This is a genomic window from Pseudoalteromonas sp. JC28 (assembly GCF_013319255.1).
GTDB lineage: Bacteria > Pseudomonadota > Gammaproteobacteria > Enterobacterales > Alteromonadaceae > Pseudoalteromonas.
In genome coordinates this window covers 41,163-57,768 of record NZ_QOKX01000004.1, presented here as the reverse complement: position 1 = coordinate 57,768, position 16,606 = coordinate 41,163, and the positions used below count along the sequence as shown (strand labels likewise).

The 16,606-nt window shown below is 43.1% G+C and carries 18 protein-coding genes; 14 read left to right on the top strand and 4 right to left on the bottom strand.

Translation table 11 applies throughout. The annotated features are described in order from the left end of the window. Positions 1 to 20 precede the first annotated feature (20 nt). The 3 genes from DS891_RS10060 to DS891_RS10050 all read left to right on the top strand — a co-directional run bounded on the left by DS891_RS10060 (position 21) and on the right by DS891_RS10050 (position 2,540). The gene (locus DS891_RS10060) at positions 21 to 1,232 is read left to right on the top strand and encodes a S41 family peptidase (protein WP_174169724.1); all 1,212 of its coding nucleotides are present in this window, start codon (positions 21 to 23) and stop codon (positions 1,230 to 1,232) included. Between the two features lie 81 nt (positions 1,233 to 1,313). Further along, entirely contained in the window at positions 1,314 to 2,057 is a 744-nt protein-coding gene (locus tag DS891_RS10055; protein ID WP_045990310.1) for a divergent polysaccharide deacetylase family protein, read from the top strand. Positions 2,058 to 2,066: 9 nt separating this feature from the next. After that, positions 2,067 to 2,540 carry a GNAT family N-acetyltransferase gene (locus DS891_RS10050; protein WP_174169723.1) on the top strand — a complete coding sequence of 158 codons (474 nt, stop codon included), beginning with the start codon at positions 2,067 to 2,069 and terminating at the stop codon, positions 2,538 to 2,540. Positions 2,541 to 2,561: 21 nt separating this feature from the next. Here DS891_RS10050 and DS891_RS10045 read toward each other — a convergent pair whose 3' ends face one another. Continuing rightward, complete coding sequence (locus DS891_RS10045; RefSeq protein ID WP_174169722.1) at positions 2,562 to 3,215, bottom strand: DUF2987 domain-containing protein; 654 nt, start codon at positions 3,213 to 3,215, stop codon at positions 2,562 to 2,564. Between the two features lie 137 nt (positions 3,216 to 3,352). Between DS891_RS10045 and DS891_RS10040 the strand changes: the two genes are divergently transcribed. Further along, complete coding sequence (locus tag DS891_RS10040; RefSeq protein ID WP_010378791.1) at positions 3,353 to 3,772, top strand: HPP family protein; 420 nt, start codon at positions 3,353 to 3,355, stop codon at positions 3,770 to 3,772. Between the two features lie 60 nt (positions 3,773 to 3,832). Here the strand turns inward: DS891_RS10040 and pepB are convergent, their stop codons facing one another. Continuing rightward, on the bottom strand, positions 3,833 to 5,128 hold the full coding sequence (gene pepB, locus DS891_RS10035; protein WP_174169721.1) for an aminopeptidase PepB: 1,296 nt from the start codon (positions 5,126 to 5,128) through the stop codon (positions 3,833 to 3,835). Positions 5,129 to 5,204: 76 nt separating this feature from the next. On the opposite strand from pepB, the gene sfsA reads away from it, so the two are divergent. The 10 genes from sfsA (at position 5,205) to DS891_RS09985 (ending at position 13,404) form a co-directional block, all read left to right on the top strand. Beyond that, entirely contained in the window at positions 5,205 to 5,924 is a 720-nt protein-coding gene (gene sfsA, locus DS891_RS10030) for a DNA/RNA nuclease SfsA (protein WP_174169720.1), read from the top strand. A 174-nt stretch (positions 5,925 to 6,098) separates the two neighbouring features. Then, the gene (gene dksA / locus DS891_RS10025) at positions 6,099 to 6,542 is read left to right on the top strand and encodes an RNA polymerase-binding protein DksA (protein WP_017216564.1); all 444 of its coding nucleotides are present in this window, start codon (positions 6,099 to 6,101) and stop codon (positions 6,540 to 6,542) included. Positions 6,543 to 6,552: 10 nt separating this feature from the next. After that, complete coding sequence (gluQRS, locus tag DS891_RS10020) at positions 6,553 to 7,500, top strand: tRNA glutamyl-Q(34) synthetase GluQRS (RefSeq protein ID WP_174169719.1); 948 nt, start codon at positions 6,553 to 6,555, stop codon at positions 7,498 to 7,500. A gap of 173 nt (positions 7,501 to 7,673) precedes the next feature. Beyond that, complete coding sequence (gene pcnB / locus DS891_RS10015; RefSeq protein ID WP_029215927.1) at positions 7,674 to 8,990, top strand: polynucleotide adenylyltransferase PcnB; 1,317 nt, start codon at positions 7,674 to 7,676, stop codon at positions 8,988 to 8,990. Further along, positions 8,991 to 9,473, top strand: a complete 483-nt coding sequence (gene folK, locus DS891_RS10010) for a 2-amino-4-hydroxy-6-hydroxymethyldihydropteridine diphosphokinase (protein WP_010607569.1) — start codon at positions 8,991 to 8,993, stop codon at positions 9,471 to 9,473. It begins immediately after the preceding gene. Positions 9,474 to 9,493: 20 nt separating this feature from the next. After that, positions 9,494 to 10,288 (top strand): 3-methyl-2-oxobutanoate hydroxymethyltransferase, encoded by a 795-nt coding sequence (panB, locus tag DS891_RS10005; protein WP_010607568.1) that lies wholly within the window; start codon positions 9,494 to 9,496, stop codon positions 10,286 to 10,288. Positions 10,289 to 10,373: 85 nt separating this feature from the next. Then, positions 10,374 to 11,222 (top strand): pantoate--beta-alanine ligase, encoded by an 849-nt coding sequence (gene panC, locus DS891_RS10000; protein WP_010607567.1) that lies wholly within the window; start codon positions 10,374 to 10,376, stop codon positions 11,220 to 11,222. A 9-nt stretch (positions 11,223 to 11,231) separates the two neighbouring features. Next, on the top strand, positions 11,232 to 11,462 hold the full coding sequence (locus DS891_RS09995; protein WP_174169718.1) for a hypothetical protein: 231 nt from the start codon (positions 11,232 to 11,234) through the stop codon (positions 11,460 to 11,462). A gap of 329 nt (positions 11,463 to 11,791) precedes the next feature. After that, positions 11,792 to 12,985 carry a porin gene (locus tag DS891_RS09990; protein WP_102057509.1) on the top strand — a complete coding sequence of 398 codons (1,194 nt, stop codon included), beginning with the start codon at positions 11,792 to 11,794 and terminating at the stop codon, positions 12,983 to 12,985. An 11-nt stretch (positions 12,986 to 12,996) separates the two neighbouring features. After that, the gene (locus tag DS891_RS09985) at positions 12,997 to 13,404 is read left to right on the top strand and encodes a phosphate ABC transporter substrate-binding protein (protein ID WP_102057510.1); all 408 of its coding nucleotides are present in this window, start codon (positions 12,997 to 12,999) and stop codon (positions 13,402 to 13,404) included. A gap of 333 nt (positions 13,405 to 13,737) precedes the next feature. Here the strand turns inward: DS891_RS09985 and DS891_RS09980 are convergent, their stop codons facing one another. Both DS891_RS09980 and DS891_RS09975 read right to left on the bottom strand, forming a co-directional pair. Beyond that, positions 13,738 to 15,360 (bottom strand): methyl-accepting chemotaxis protein, encoded by a 1,623-nt coding sequence (locus DS891_RS09980; protein WP_010607563.1) that lies wholly within the window; start codon positions 15,358 to 15,360, stop codon positions 13,738 to 13,740. A gap of 209 nt (positions 15,361 to 15,569) precedes the next feature. Beyond that, the gene (locus tag DS891_RS09975; RefSeq protein ID WP_017216573.1) at positions 15,570 to 16,538 is read right to left on the bottom strand and encodes a PstS family phosphate ABC transporter substrate-binding protein; all 969 of its coding nucleotides are present in this window, start codon (positions 16,536 to 16,538) and stop codon (positions 15,570 to 15,572) included. Between the last annotated feature and the right edge of the window lie 68 nt (positions 16,539 to 16,606).

Genomic DNA, 16,606 nt, shown 5'->3' with positions numbered 1-16,606 from the left:
ACCTTGATGAGGAGCAGCACATGAATAGACAAACCCGTTTTTACGCGCTCGCAGCGCGCTATGTTGCATTATTAAGCTTCCTGCTTTTGTTAAGTTTTAGCGCTTTTAGTCACGCGTCTACACAAAAGTTCTCGGCTCAAGAAATCGATGAAATCCTGTATCATATTCACACCTATTATGTTGAAGACTTGCCTCTGAGTCGCTACAACGCGGGCAACTTATCGAGCCTCTTTGATAATTTAGATCCCTACTCTAAATACCTCAACGAGGAAGACTTGGAATCCATCTTCAGTGCAGCAAATGGGCGCTACACAGGGCTTGGTATTGAAGTCGAAGAGCAAGGTAATTACGTGATTATCTTGGATACCCTGCCCAATTCACCAGCAGCCCAAGCAGGCATAGAGAGCGGTGATAAACTCCATGCAATCAATGGCGCTAATGTTGCAGGCAAATCGATAGAAGAAGTGTCTGCCCTACTCAAAGCTGCAAATAAAAATCTCATCAATTTAGTAGTATTAAGACAAGACGAGCTGGTTGCACTTGAGCTTAAACGTCGAGAGATAGTCATTGAAAGTGTCGCCAGTAAACTCTTAAACGACGGTACCGGTTTTTTAAGCGTCAACAATTTTAATCATCACACCTATCATGATGTTGCAAGACACATAAACCGACTACAAGTACAGTTAGGTAGTCCGTTGAAAAAGCTGGTTATTGATTTACGTGACAACCCAGGTGGTACACTTAATAGTGCCGTGGCAATCTCAGATCTTTTTTTAGATAGTGGCACAATCGTCACGACCAAAGGCCGCTTCTATGACGCCAATCAGGCTTACATTGCAAAGCGGGGAGATATTTTAAATGGTGCGCCTATTTTGGTATTAATCAACAATAATTCCGCTTCAGCTGCCGAGATTTTAGCCGCCGCACTCAAGGATAATAAACGTGCCTTAGTCGTTGGCTTACGTTCCTATGGTAAAGGCTCGGTTCAATCCTTGATCCCGATTGGCAATGGCACTACTGCATTAAAGTTAACGACAGCGAGATACTACACACCTGCAGGTACATCAATTGAAGGTAAAGGCATAGAGCCCGATGTATATTTTACCAAACAAGCGCTTTCCCTGTTGGATAAAAGCGCTATAATCACTGGTGAAGAATCAATCAAAACAACAGGTATTGAACAACTTGCCTCGCATTGGCCTAAGGCACTGGCGTTAGTTCAATCACAGTAAATAAAAAACGGTCCTGTAGGGCTGTAAACTATAATAATAATTTGTGTGCTAAAAAAAATAATCGGGATAATACTGGCCTGCATGACTTTTGCAGTGCCAGCAAAACAGTTTGCCATTGTTATAGACGATATTGGCAATCACCAACGTGACTTAGAGTTGCTGTCCTTACCGGGTGGGATCACCTTTTCGATCCTGCCCCATACGCCTTTTTCTCAACAATTTGCCTTTGCAGCCAGCCGCCAACAACGCGAGCTTTTATTGCATGTGCCAATGCAGGCACAAGACACGGAAAAGGCCCTTGGTCCGGGCGCATTAACCACCGATATGGAAAAGTGGCAGTTGCAAATGACACTTGGCAATGCGCTATCGACACTGCCTCAGGTTAAAGGCGTAAACAATCACATGGGCTCAGCATTAACAGAACAAATAGAGCCAATGAAATGGACAATGGAAATACTAAAAAAGCGCGGATTATACTTTTTGGATAGCCGTACCACTAGCCACAGTCAAGCCCAATATGCTGCCAACCTTTACGGCGTAAAAAACGTCGCTCGACAGGTCTTTCTAGATAATGATATATCCACTGAGGCGCTCAACAAGCAGTGGCAACATATGCTTAAGCTACTTGATAATCACGAGCATGTTATTATCATTGCGCACCCATATAAGGAAACCGCCGCCTTTCTTGCAGCCAAGTTAGCTGAGCTTGAAAGTATTGATGCCAAACTGGTACCCGTCTCTCAACTGGTTGAACAAAAATACGTACGACTTGCAGAAATTGCTGAGCAGCATGCTATTTCCGGACAATTAAGACTCCAAGAATAAAGATTAACAATGATTATCATCAGACAGTTTCAAAACGGCGAAGAAGCCGTGCTACGCAAGCTTATGTTTGACACAATACGCTCGGTAAATGTACAGCATTACTCCAATAGCCAAGTTAATGCATGGGCACATAGCGACGTTGCCGATAAAGGCTGGCAAGACCGATTAAGGAACAATCAGCCCCTTGTCGCCGTACTAAATGGTAAAATTGTTGGCTTTGCCGATATCCAAGCTGACGGTCTTATTGATCACTTTTTTTGCCATGCGGAACATCAAGGCCAAGGCATAGGTAAAGCACTTATGCTCGCACTCTTAGAACACAGCAAAATAACCAACACAACGCGCTTATTTTCCCATGTTAGTAAAACGGCTAAACCTTTCTTTGAATATTTTGGTTTCCAAGTGATAAAGGAACAACAAGTGACGGTTCGTGGCGAAGTGTTAACTAATTACCTGATGGAAAAGAGTATGCCTGCCTGCTAGCAGGCATACGAACTTTCTTCCCTAATCTATGGGCGCAAACCGCGTGGGTAAGGCACTAAATTGCAAGGATGGATTTTGCTTCATCCACGTTTTCTTATTAGGGATTTGGATCTTAAATTCATCATCCGTCACAAACTTTTGGGTTTTACCCTTGGCATTCACAAACTGAATTGATGCAGGCTCGGTAAATGTAAACTCTAGTTCATCAAAGCTTGGAGCAAACCAAGACAAGCTACCTGCCATCAACTCAACAAAAGCGTCCATATCCTCTAAAAGAATAAACAAATCGCGATACATAACCTGCTGCTTAGTCAACGGCGCTATATCGGTATTGACCAGAATCGCAACGGCACCTTTTTCTTGATTGATCACTAAATTAACTTGATCTGCACGAGACTGCGGGAGAATAGGTAAATCAATATTGCCGTCTTTGTCTATGATACCGTTGGCAATGATCTTGTCATCTTGCTCCAGCCAAAGTTTAACATCCTCTAGCGCGATATCAGGCTGCTTCACTTCCACAGTAAATTTAGACAAGATATATTGCGACTGCGCTTTGTTGGCGATTAAATCTAGAATTTGATTAATCTCACCATATTCAACACTTCGCTCAGCGGCGAAAACAGAGTTGCAAAGTAAGCTCGCAACAGCACCTAACATCAGTAACTTTTTCATTGGGTTATCCTTTATTATTGTTGTCTTCATATGAGGAGTTCTTCGAGAAATAGTTCAAAACTTGATCTCAATTCCATACATGCCAAATAGATCAGGCTAAACTCAACATAGGCATATGGAGTGAAAAGGAGTAGCAGATGACCCAAACCGTAGCTGATTTAATGACCCCAGATCCGTTCGCAGTGATTGCTGAAAATACCTTGCAAGATGCGCACAATTTAATGAAAGAAAAAAATGTTCGTCACATTCCAGTGATTGACGAAGCAGGAGCCTTGGTTGGTATGCTCACGCAAAAGATTATGATCGCCAAGGTAATGGGAATAATGGCAACCTATGGCGCAAATGCGCTTGCAAGAAAAGAAAAGCAAACAAAAGTACAAGATATTATGGCGACCGATTTTGCGAGCGTGCGCCCAAGCCAATCACTACAAGATGTGGTGCGCTTTTTTGTCGATAATCGCCATGGCTGTATGCCTGTGGTAGACGAGCAAAACAAATTGGTTGGTATACTGACTTCATCAGACTTTGTGCGACTCGCTGCTGCACTCTTGTCTTAAACGTGGTAACAAGCGAGTGTATTCCACTGACTCGCGGAATACACTCAGCTATTAGCATGATTACGCTTTTTCTTGGAGCGTTCTCGCTACAGTTCTCATACCTAAAGTCGTTGCACCCGCAGCCCATTGACCACTAGCGCTATTTTGGAAAGAAGCCGCAAGGTCGATATGCACCCAACCTTGACCTTCATTTGGTACAAAGCGAGATAGGAAACCCGCTGCATTTGATGCACCACCAAAACCGCCACCTTTTTGCGCTCGGCTGTTAGCAGTATCCGCATAAGGCGATGGACAGTTATTTTGGTGCCACTTTTCTAGAGGCAATGGCCACGCGGCTTCAAATTCGTCACTCGCGAACTGCTGCACATCACCGACAAGTGTTTTGTCTAAACCAAATAACGCATTGTACTCTTGGCCTACAGCAACGAGCGCAGCGCCCGTTAATGTTGCGGCATCAATGATAAGCTCTGCGCCTGTTTCACCGGCAGCCATCAAGCCATCAGCAAGCACTAAGCGACCTTCTGCATCCGTATTTACGATTTCTACTGTGGTACCATTTTTGTAGGTAAGAATATCACCTAACTTATAGGCATGGCCTGAGATAAGGTTCTCAGCACAACATAGGAACAACTTAACACGACGGTCAAAACCACGTTGAATAGCCAGCGCTAAACCAGCCGTTACGGTTGCGGCCCCGCCCATATCACACTTCATCGTAAGCATGCCTTCGCTTGGCTTAATCGAGTAGCCACCTGAGTCAAACGTGATCCCTTTACCCACAAGTGCTGCGCTAACTGGTGCGTCATCATTACCTGTTGGGTTGTAGTCAAGCTCAAGCAACACAGGAGGACGCTCACTGCCGCGTCCCACTTCGTGGATACCAATCCATTGCTGCTCTAACAGCGCATCGCCTTTAATAATTTGATAGCTAACATGCTCAGGTGCCAATGACTGAATAAACTCAGCCGCTTTTCCAGCGAGGCTTTCAGGATAAATATCTTCGGCCGTCCCGTTGATCATCTGACGCATCCATGTTGCCGACGCTTTTAATGCATCAAGTTCTTTAAGACTTGACTGGTCGTTGTCAACAAACACCACACCATCTAATGCTTTTGGTGACACAAAACCTTGATAAAAAGCCCATTGAGATTCAGTACACCACAAGCCACCTTCTAGATGAACTTGTTTAATCCCTTGTTGTGCGATGCTACGAGCCGCCTTTTGAATATTCTTCAGCGTTTCGTCTTGTTGTAAATGGATAAAAGCACCGTCCTTTTCAAACGACAATGCAGCACCAGCAGATAAATACTCTGGTTTTGCGTCTTCACTCAGTCGTACAATAAATTTCTCTGACATTCTCTTTTCACTCTTGTGCTTGTAAGTGTGGTTAAGTGTACACTAGCCACTAAATACACCCAACCTAAAGCGACCAATGAAGTTTTCTAGGCAATTACAACAAGCAACCTTGCTCAAACGATATAAACGCTTTCTTGTCGATTTACGCGCCCCAAGTGGTAACGAATTCACCGTACACTGCGCCAATACTGGTAGAATGACCAATTGTGCTGACCCGGGATTTACGGCCTATTACTCCACCAGCGATAACCCTAAACGAAAGTACATTCATTCGTTGGAGCTGACGCAAGATAATGATGGTCATTTTATTTGTGTAAATACAGCGGTGGCCAATAAAGTGTCTGTTGAGGCCATAGAGCAAGGAAGAATAACGCAACTGCAAGGCTACAAAACACTTCAAACTGAGGTGAAATACGGGGCTGAAAATAGCCGAATTGATATTTTGTTGAGCGACCTCGAAAATGGACAATCCTCGCAATTCTGCTACGTTGAAGTAAAGTCGGTGACTTTGCTCGAGCAACAGCAAGGTTTTTTCCCTGATGCAGAAACCTTAAGAGGTCAAAAACATCTTAGAGAATTAATCCACATTAAACAGCAAGGTCATCGTGCGGTGTTACTGTTTGCCGCGCTCCATACAGGGATAAATTGTGTCAAACCAGCCAGCCATATCGATCAAAAATATGCAGCGTTAGTAAAAGAAGCAATTTCTCATGGGGTAGAAATCATTGCTTACCGAGCGCATATTGACGACAACCAAGTACAATTAATTGAAGAAATTCCTTTTGATTACGCTTGACTTTTTTCATGCTGCCCACATATAGCCGTGATAGTTTTCTCCCCCAAATAGTTAAACATTGAAAAAAGTGGCTGACATTTGCAGTAAAAAAGTGTTTGCTAAGGGGTAAAGATTTTGCTATTTATACCCGCCGGCGAAAGCTGGGGTTATGTATTAAGGATTTAGGAGAATGGTATGCCAGACCAGAAAAAACTAGGGTTATTGGCTCAAGCCGGTGTAGAACCTTATCAAGAAAAGCCAGGCGAAGAATACATGAATGAAGCACAACGTGCTCATTTCAAAGCGATATTAGAAGCATGGCGTGCCGATCTACGTAATGAAGTAGATCGTACTAAGACACACATGCAAGACGAAGCGGCAAACTTTCCTGATCCTGTGGACCGTGCAGCGCAAGAAGAAGAGTTTTCTCTTGAACTGCGTACTCGCGACCGCGAGCGTAAGCTAATCAAGAAAATTGAGAAAACACTTCAACTTATCGAAGATGATGACTTCGGCTTTTGTGAGTCGTGCGGTATTGAAATCGGCATTCGCCGTTTAGAAGCGCGTCCAACAGCTGATCTTTGTGTTGATTGTAAATCTCTCGCAGAAATCAAAGAAAAACAACAAGGCAGAGGATAATCTCAGCCCTGTGTCCCCAAGCTTAAAGCAAACTGGGAGCTATCGCGGTCGATTTGCTCCCTCGCCTTCTGGACCGCTTCATTTCGGCTCTCTAGTGGCCGCCCTGAGTAGCTATTTAGATGCAAAAGTCAATCAAGGTAAATGGCTCGTTCGCATCGAAGACATAGATACACCGCGCGTAGTTGCGGGTGCTGCCGACAATATATTAACCACTCTTGAAGCATATGGCCTTTATTGGGATGAAGACGTTGCCTATCAATCACAGCGCCATGCTCTATACCAAGCCTATTTGACGACACTGAAATCAGACTCCCTTGTGTATGCATGTCAATGTACAAGAAAGCAAATTAAAGCAATGGGTGGGTTTTACGACAATCATTGCCGAGCTTTAGCGCTAAGTTGGCAAGATAATGCTTTACGCCTACAGCAGCGCTGTCCAGTTACTGAATTTAATGATGCAATACAGGGCATGGTTGTCATTCCCCCTGCAATTGCGCATGAAGATTACATCGTTAAACGCCGCGATGGCTTATTTGCTTATCAATTGGTGGTGGTCGTTGACGACATAGAGCAAAAGATTAGTCATATCGTGCGTGGTGCCGACCTGCTAGAACCCACAGCAAGACAAATTAGTTTATTTCGGCAACTCAATCAGCCATCACCTAAGTACGCTCACGTACCACTGGCTGTCGCAGAGCCCGGATATAAGTTATCTAAGCAGAATCATGCTCCAGCTATTGATAACCATAACCCGTTACCAACCCTTTATGCCGCGCTGCGTTATTTGCATGTGCCGGTTGATTCTCTCCATAATTATCAAGATGTTGAGGCATTACTGACTCACGCTATTGATATTTTTAGTCTAGATAGCGTTCCTAAAGTACAAGAAATTCAACTAGACTCTCTAGAAAATGGTGATTTTGCTTTTCGCCCACTGTTTTCAAGTACTTCAATTTAGTCTCATTTGAGTATATGATAGCGAGCCTTAAATGCGACCTGTTTTAAGACAAAAGCAGTGGTTCACAACGACTAGAATAGAAAACTTGATTGCTCAGGAGACGAGTTATTATTTCCAAGCTTGTAAACTTTTGCCGCCAGTTTGTAACTGGAAAAGGCGATGAGACGGTGAAAATGGCCAGCCCGACACCTGCGATAATTCCTCGCAGCGAGCATGGTATATCTCGTAAACAATTTAGCCCTAACGCTATCAAAGTGCTCTATCGCTTAAAAGACGGTGGCTATGATGCCTACCTAGTTGGTGGTTGTATACGCGATATCATGCTAGGAATAGAGCCTAAAGACTTTGATGTCGTTACCAATGCAACACCTGAACAAATCAAAAAGCTCTTCCGTAACTGTCGCTTAATAGGTCGTCGCTTCCGCCTTGCGCACATTGTTTTTGGACGAGAAATTATTGAAGTTGCCACCATGCGTGGCCACCATCAAAGTGATGATTCTTGTGCCACGACAAGTCAAGCCAGCGAACACGGGCAGCTATTACGCGACAATGTCTACGGCAGTATTGAAGAAGACGCCGAGCGCCGCGACTTTACTATCAATGCGCTATATTATTCGATCAATGACTTTACTTTACGCGACTTTGCCGGCGGTGTTGCTGACATTAAAGCACGTAAAATTGAGCTGATTGGCGATCCTGAAACTCGCTATCGCGAAGATCCGGTACGTATGCTCAGAGCTATCCGCTTTGCAACCAAACTGGATATGGAGATTGCTACCCCGACCCGCACTCCGATTAAAGCACTAGCGCCGTTACTTGGGCATATTCCAGCTGCACGCTTGTTCGAAGAAACGCTAAAGCTATTTTTAAATGGTAAAGCGGAAGAAAACTTTCTTCAGATGCGTGAATACGGCTTGTTTGCACAATTATTCCCGGCGTTAGATAAAATCCTAGCACAGCCTGATAATGACTTTGAGCGTCGCTTTATTCAGCAAATGTTTGCCAATACGGATAGCCGTATCAACGCGGATAAAAAAGTAACCCCTGCATTTATCTATGCAGCACTTTTATGGTTCCCTATTTTAGCTAAAAGCGAAGCGCTCGCGGCCGAAGGTATGAATGAATATGATGCCTTTATGCAAGCCATTAATCACGTCCTTGCTGAAAATGCTAAACACGTTGCAGTGCCTAAACGCTTTACTTTAGGTGCCCGAGATATCTGGCATATTCAACAACGCCTAGATAAACGTTCAGGCCAGCGTGCATACCGCCTAAGCTTGCAGCCGAGATTCAAAGCCGCATATGATTTCCTATTATTGCGTGTTGAAAGTGGTGAACAAGAGCAAGAAGAACTTGCAGCTTGGTGGACTGACTACCTCAAGAATGACGTCACCGGCCAAAAAGACATGGTGCGCAACTTAGGTAACCAAAGCAAACCTAAGCGTCGTTATAATAGACGTAAGCCAAAAAGAAAACCGAAAGAAGATTAAATGAATATTGCGTACATTGGATTGGGTGCAAACCTATCCGAACCGATGGCACAAATACAGCGAGCACTCGATGTGCTCGCCGCCCATCCAGACCTCTCGCTTGTCCAGCACTCTAGCCTGTATGGCTCAAAACCTATGGGCCCTCAAGATCAACCTGATTATGTGAATGCCGTAGCAAAACTAGCGACATCATTAACAGCAGCATCTTTACTCGATGTGTTGCAACAAATAGAGCTTGAACATGGTCGTGTACGCAAAGCTGAGCGCTGGGGACCGCGCACGCTCGATTTGGATATACTGCTTTTTAATACCGACACCATTAACAGTGATAGACTGACGGTGCCACATTACGGCTTGAAAGAAAGAGAATTTGTCGTCTATCCACTGTTAGAGATAGCGCCAGAACTCAAATTACCTGATGGCACTGAGCTTAGCTCTTTAACACAAAAGTTACCACTTAACGGATTAACAATCCTCAAATAAACCAATCCAAGGGGTTTACCATGGCAAAAATTTCCGTCTCAACACTTGCCAAAATGAAGCGTGAAGGAACAAAAATAACAGCCCTCACCGCATACGATGCAAGTTTTGCAAAGTTATTTCACGACAATGGCGTAGATGTCATCTTAGTGGGTGATTCTCTGGGTATGGTTTTACAAGGTGGTGAAGACACTTTAGCCGTTACCACGGATGACATTGCCTATCACACCCGTTGTGTCAGAGCTGGTAGTAAAGAGCTATTCGTTATCGCCGATATGCCTTTTATGAGCTATTCAGATCCGCAGTCAGCCTGTCAGAATGCAGCTACCTTGATGCGCTCTGGTGCTAATATGGTTAAGCTTGAAGGTGGTGAATGGCTTTACGACAGCATTGCACTGCTTACTCAGCAAGGGATCCCAGTTTGTGGTCATTTAGGTTTAACCCCACAATCAGTGCACGTGTTTGGCGGCTTTAAAATTCAAGGTCGTGAAGAAGCACAAGCGCAAAAGATGATAGCCGATGCACAAGCGTTAGAACGTGCTGGTGCACAAATGATTGTGATTGAATGCGTACCTTCAGCACTGGCTAAACGCATTACCGACGCAGTGACAATTCCAGTCATTGGTATTGGCGCAGGTAAAGAGACCGATGGCCAAATTTTGGTTATGCATGACTTGGTTGGTATTTCTGCAGGATATATTCCTAAGTTTTCGAAGAACTTCCTGCTCGAAACTGGCAACATGCCAGATGCGGTGAAAAAGTTTTGTGCAGACGTGCAATCAGGTGAGTTCCCGGGGCCTGATCACGAATTTAATTAAATTTGCGATGAGCGATGCTTATCGCTGAGTCTGATCCAAGCGTTTTGTTTGGGTTAGTATTGTTATTATTGAGTTAGAGTACAACATGCAATCAGTTACTGAGATTAAATCGTTACGAAGCCAGATTAAAGCTTGGCGCCAACAAGGGTTGAGCATTGCCTTCGTACCAACGATGGGCAACCTTCACCGTGGTCATTTTTCCTTAGTAGAAAAAGCAAAAACCCTAGCGGATAAAGTCGTTGTCAGTATCTTTGTAAATCCAATGCAATTTGGTGCGAACGAAGACCTCGACAGCTATCCACGTACGCTTGAGCAAGACAAGCAAGGCCTTGCAGAACTAGAAACTGATATTGTGTTTACGCCTACCGTTGAGACCATATATCCTAACGGCCTAAATGCGCAAAGTTTTGTTGATGTACCAGGAGTATCAGAAGGACATTGTGGTGGCACACGCCCAGGACACTTTCGTGGCGTTGCAACGGTTGTCACTAAACTGTTTAACTTAGTACAACCTGATTTTGCCTGCTTTGGTGAAAAAGACTTTCAACAGTTACAGGTTATCAAAACAATGGTGAAAGACCTGTCTATTCCTGTTGAAGTGATTGGTGTTGCGACTCAAAGAGAAGTTTCTGGACTGGCGATGAGCTCACGTAATGGCTACCTCTCGGAATCAGAAAAAGATACTGCTAAAGTACTTTTTCAAGCACTAAAAGCAGCAGCTGGCGCTATAGAAAATGGCGAAAAAGATTTTTCGAAGGTAACAAAAAATGCAACAGAAATGCTGCATAATGCAGGTTTAAAGTTGGATTATTTTAACATTTGTCAAAAAGATAGCTTGAAACCTGCTACACTCGAGGATAGTCAACTCGTCATTCTTGCCGCAGCTTTTCTCGGTAAAGTCAGACTGATTGATAATATTCAAGTCACAGTCTAAGGAATAATAATGAAAATTGCGTTCGCCTTGTTAGTACTTTCTAGCACCCTACTGGGGTGTAGTAACTCTATCTCACCTGAGTTGAATCAATGTGCACAACAGAATTATCAATGCGAGCGCAACTGTGAGATGCAAAACACGCCAGAGACAATGTCGTTACAGATATGCACGGATAAATGTATTGAGCAGTATAATGCCTGCAAAGTACAGGCTGAAAAAATTACCGAGAGCAAACGATAGTTTGCTTTTTTTTAGCAAAAAATCCCCTTTATTCTTTTAAATACAAATACCTCCTGACTCCATCAGTTATTTTTTATTCACCTTTTTAGAATATTTTGCGATACAATAAACTGGTCTGATGAGATAGACATACAACACCAACTTAGCTTGGCTTAAGGCTTGATTTACTAAACAATGCAGGTTGTAAGCACTAACTTTTCTTAATAACTTGTTATTTCTGGTTTTTATTCTAATCTCTAAGACAAAAGTAACACGACTGTTGAGCTCAGTATCAGTGCTTTTAATGCGTGTTACAGACACGACTCTTTGCAAAGAAAATGGGAATCAATATGAAAAAATCTGCAATTGCATTAGCGATAGCGCTTGGGACAGTGAGTTTTCAAAGTGCCGCTGAGATCAGAATTAATGGTTTTGCTTCCATTATTGGTGGTCAAACGCTAGATAGTGACGACACACTATATGGCTATGATAATGATTTTGATATGGAAAATCGTAGCTTATTTGCTTTACAGCTGTCCGCCGATCTACAAGAAAGTCTAACTGCCACAGCACAGATCGTAGGTCGTGGCCAGAATGACTTTGATGCCGAGTTTGAATGGGCATACTTAACTTATGCGATTTCAGATTCTTCGCAGATAAGCGCAGGTAAAATGCGTATACCATTCTATCGCTATTCTGACTTTTTAGATGTGGGCTATGCATACCGCTGGGTTAAACCACCTCAATCTGTATATAACCTAAGCTTTAGCACCTATAACGGATTGAGTTATATCCATAACTCGACATTAGGGGAGTGGGAAAGCACTGTACAGCTAGCTTTAGGCAGCGTAGATGACGACATTGTTGCTATTACCTACTCAGATGAAGCTGAGTTAAATAACACGGTAGGTATTAACTGGACACTAAGCAGAGATTGGTTCAGTGCGCGTGCGGCCTACTTTGCTACCGAAGCGAGCATTAGCGCAGCTAATAGCCCTGAACTATCGGGATTATTGGCAGGGTTAACTGGCTACGGGCTAACGCAACAAGCGGATGATATTGCTGTCGATAAAGATGATGCTTACTTTGCCGCGATTGGTATTGCTATCGACTACAACGATATCTTATTCGATGCAGAATACACTCAGTTTGAAGTGGATAACAGCATACTTGCTAAACAACAGCAGTATTACGCTTCCCTCGGTTACCGTATTGATGCATGGACAGTCCACCTAACCTACGAACACAATGAAGATAAGAATGACAACGACGAGTTTAACTCTGTCCCACTCACCATCACCGCTCCAAATGGTGTAACCATTCCTGTCACGACCGATCCAACCAATCCAAATGCACCTTATTTAAGAACACTTGTTAATGGTGCGCTTGCAGGCGCTCGTGCAGAATCAGAAACGTGGAGTATTGGTGCACGTTATGACTTCCATCCGTCAGCAGCATTCAAGATTGAACTAAACCAATTCGATAACACGCTAACAGATCAAAAAGTTGAACTGTTGAGCTTCGGTATCGATTTAGTATTCTAACGGAGGTTAATATGATTAAAAAAATAATGACCTTAGGGCTACTATTAGCCAGTCAGGCAGTTTTAGCAGATGTTGCTGTTATCGTGAACTCAGCAAATGCATCTACTGTAGATGATGGTACTATCAAAAAATTATTCCTTGGCAAAAGCAAATCATTTGCCGATGGTAGTAGTGCGACCCCTGTGAATCAGGATGGTAACGCGGTATTTGACGAGTTTAACGACAAAGTGATTGGTAAATCTAGCTCTCAGCTAAATGCCCATTGGTCTAAATTAGTATTCACCGGTAAGGGAACACCTCCGAAGAAGCTAGATAGCGATCAAGCGGTAATCGATTTTGTTTCGAGCAATGCAGACGCAATTGGTTATATCGATGCTACTAAAGTAACCGGTGCCGTCAAAGTGATTGGTAAATACTAGGGCCTGTTGACCTTTGCTGTTTGATTTTTGTTCTTCTGAGTGGGTTTTGGTCGCGACGCCCGACTTGCCGCCTAGTGATCTAGGCAAAAGTTGAGCAACAATGAACAAAGCGCACTCAGGTGAACCCAAAGGGCAGCGCTTGATTGGCATTTCTACTGTGTTCTCGCCTGACTCACATAGAATGACTATGCTACGCAGGCTCTGCCTTGTATAAATACCAATCAAACTGCTGCAAAAGCAAACTTGAAAGATAAACAGGCCCTAATATTCCTCATCAAATAAAAACAGCCACTTAATGTGGCTGTTTTTATTTATCGTTTAAAAATTAAAGCATTAGACTCTAAATTTTGAGGTTGCATCTTTCAAGTTGTCGGACAGTACATGGAGATTCTCAGCAACGTCTTGTACTTCATTCAACGCTTGCATTGTGTCTTGGAAAGACTGGTGCATAGATGTCACATTGTTTACTACCATAGCGGCTACCGAGGTCTGTTCCTCCGTTGCCGCAGCAATTTGACCATTCATGCTATTAATTGACAAGATTTGTGCTGCTATCTGCTCAATCGACTGCCCAGTTTGTGCAGCAGCTTCAGCATTATTAATTGCCATACTGCTTGCACTTGTCATTGCTTTCACCGCTTGATTTGCTGCTTCTGTTAGCACATTTAAAAGTTCTCTTATCTCATTGGTCGACTTTGCTGTTCTTGAGGCTAATTCGCGGACTTCATCAGCAACCACCGCAAAACCTCGACCTTGCTCACCAGCACGAGCCGCCTCAATCGCAGCATTCAAGGCAAGTAAATTGGTTTGCTCTGCAATTGATGTGATCACATTTAAGATTTGCGTCACGTTCTGTGTATCATCAGCTAGCTTATTGATCGTCTCTGCTGCATGATTAATTTCTTCACTTAACGCTTGTGATTCGTTAACTGACACCTGAATTTGGCGCTTACTCTGCTCAACTTCTTGTTCTGCCAGCTGAGCAGCATCAGAAGCTTGTGACGCTGAATGAGAGATATCACCCACACTTAACCGCATTTCTTCCATAGACTGACGTACTACTTCCGCGTCATGCGTTTGTTGATTCGTTGCCCCTTCAGCTTTTTCCATCCCCTGAATAAGGCGACTTGAGTCTTTCATCAAAGGTTCGACGACACTCATCACCTCAACAACAGCCCCTTTTAGTAACCCGACAAATTCATTAAAGTTTATGGATACCTGGCCAATTTCATCGTGAGAGCGCACATTGAGCGTGGTGGACAAAGAACCCTGCCCTTGCGCTAATAGTTTCAGATTTTGCGCCGCATCCTTAGCTGAGTTGCCTATACCTCTTGCGATCATAACCGCTAAGAAAACCAGCACAAGTAAAGAAATAACGGCCACAATCAACATTATCGTGAGCGCGTTTGCTGAGCGCTCTTCGGTATTTTGAAGTAATTCAACAAAACGATCATTCGCGTTCGTTTTAGCCTTGGTAAAATCTGCGACTAAGCCTTCGTAGATTTCAGTTTTCTTTTTGGCATCTTCTTGGATACGGGAAAAATCAGCTGTACCATCTATCATTCCTCCAGCAATTTGTTGCGCAATTTTGCCGTACTGCGTAAGTTCATCGCTATTATCTGAGGGCATAAAGCCACTTTGTACCGACTCAATTTTTTGCAAGTTAGCTTGGATTTGCTGTTGATATTCTTTTGCTTTATCTAGTAATTCAGCATCCCCGAAGGTTACAGCTTGAGTGAATAGCTCATCTAAATTCTGCAGCTTATTTGCGTTTTCTGTGGCGAGGTTAAGAATTTTGTATGTCTGCTCCTCTAATTCATTTAAGGCCCTTTGGTTAGAACTAATAGCGTTGTAATTAACAAACACGATAACCACAAAAGCGACAACCGCAACGAGCGTAATTGCGTGGATCTTTTTGGTGATACTAAGATCAGCAAAAGCAGTACCTAGACTCATATATACACCTTTTGAAGTAAGACGAGTTCATTATCGACTGATTTATTATAAATTTTAACTAAATATAGAATATTTCCAGCTTTTTTGCCGCTTGAGGATGAAGATTTAAACAAATTATTCAATCTGGGAACATATAAGTGTGAAAATAAAAAATGCCGCTCAATGAGCGGCATCAATAACAACAAGTAATTAGCGGGTTGAGTAATTGATTAAAGTAAACCTAACTTTTTCAATTCACGTGTCGCCATTTCGCTAGAAAGAGGAACGTAACCATCTTTCTCAACAATCTTTTGACCTTCTTTAGACAATACCATCTTCAAGAATTCAGCCTCGATAGGTGCTAATTCTTTATTAGGGTGCTTGTTCACATATAGATATAGGAAGCGAGACAGTGGGTATTTGCCCTGTGCCACATTTTCTAATGTTGCATCAACGTAGTTCGTGCCTTTTTTCGCTAATGGTACGGTACGTACGCCTGACGTTTTATAACCGATACCAGAATAACCAATCGCATTCACTGAAGACGAGATAGACTGTACTACAGAGGCAGAACCTGGCTGCTCGTTAACATTATTGCGGAAGTCACCTTTACACAGCGCTTTTTTCTTGAAGTAACCATAAGTACCAGATACTGAGTTACGACCATAAAGCTGAATATCTTTTGCTGCCCAATCACCCGTTAGACCAACATCACTCCAGCGATTTGCCTGTGCTGCCGAACCACACTTGCGCGTTGAAGAGAAGATTGAATCAACCTGTTCAATTGTTAAGCCTTCAATTGGGTTATCTTTGTGTACAAATACTGCGAGCGCATCAATTGCTACGCGGATTTCTGTTGGCTTATAACCATAACGCTTTTCAAAAGCTTCGATTTCTTTTGATTTCATCTTACGGCTCATTGGGCCGAAGTTTGCCGTTGCTTCCGTTAGTGCAGGTGGCGCAGTAGAAGAACCAGCAGCTTGGATTTGGATATTTACGTTAGGGTAAATTCTTTTATATTCTTCTGCCCAAAACGTCATCATGTTGGCAAGCGTATCAGAACCTACAGAAGAGAAGTTTCCTGAGATACCGCTGGTTTTATTATACTCTGGTAACTTTTCGTCTAAAGCAGATACTTGAGTAGAAACTAATGTAGTAATAGCCACACCCATTGCGGCAACTAAGCTTTTAAATTTCATTGGGGTCACTCCAGTTGTTGGTCCCAGTTATTTTACGCAGCTCATTGTGCAGCGATAAAATGACAATA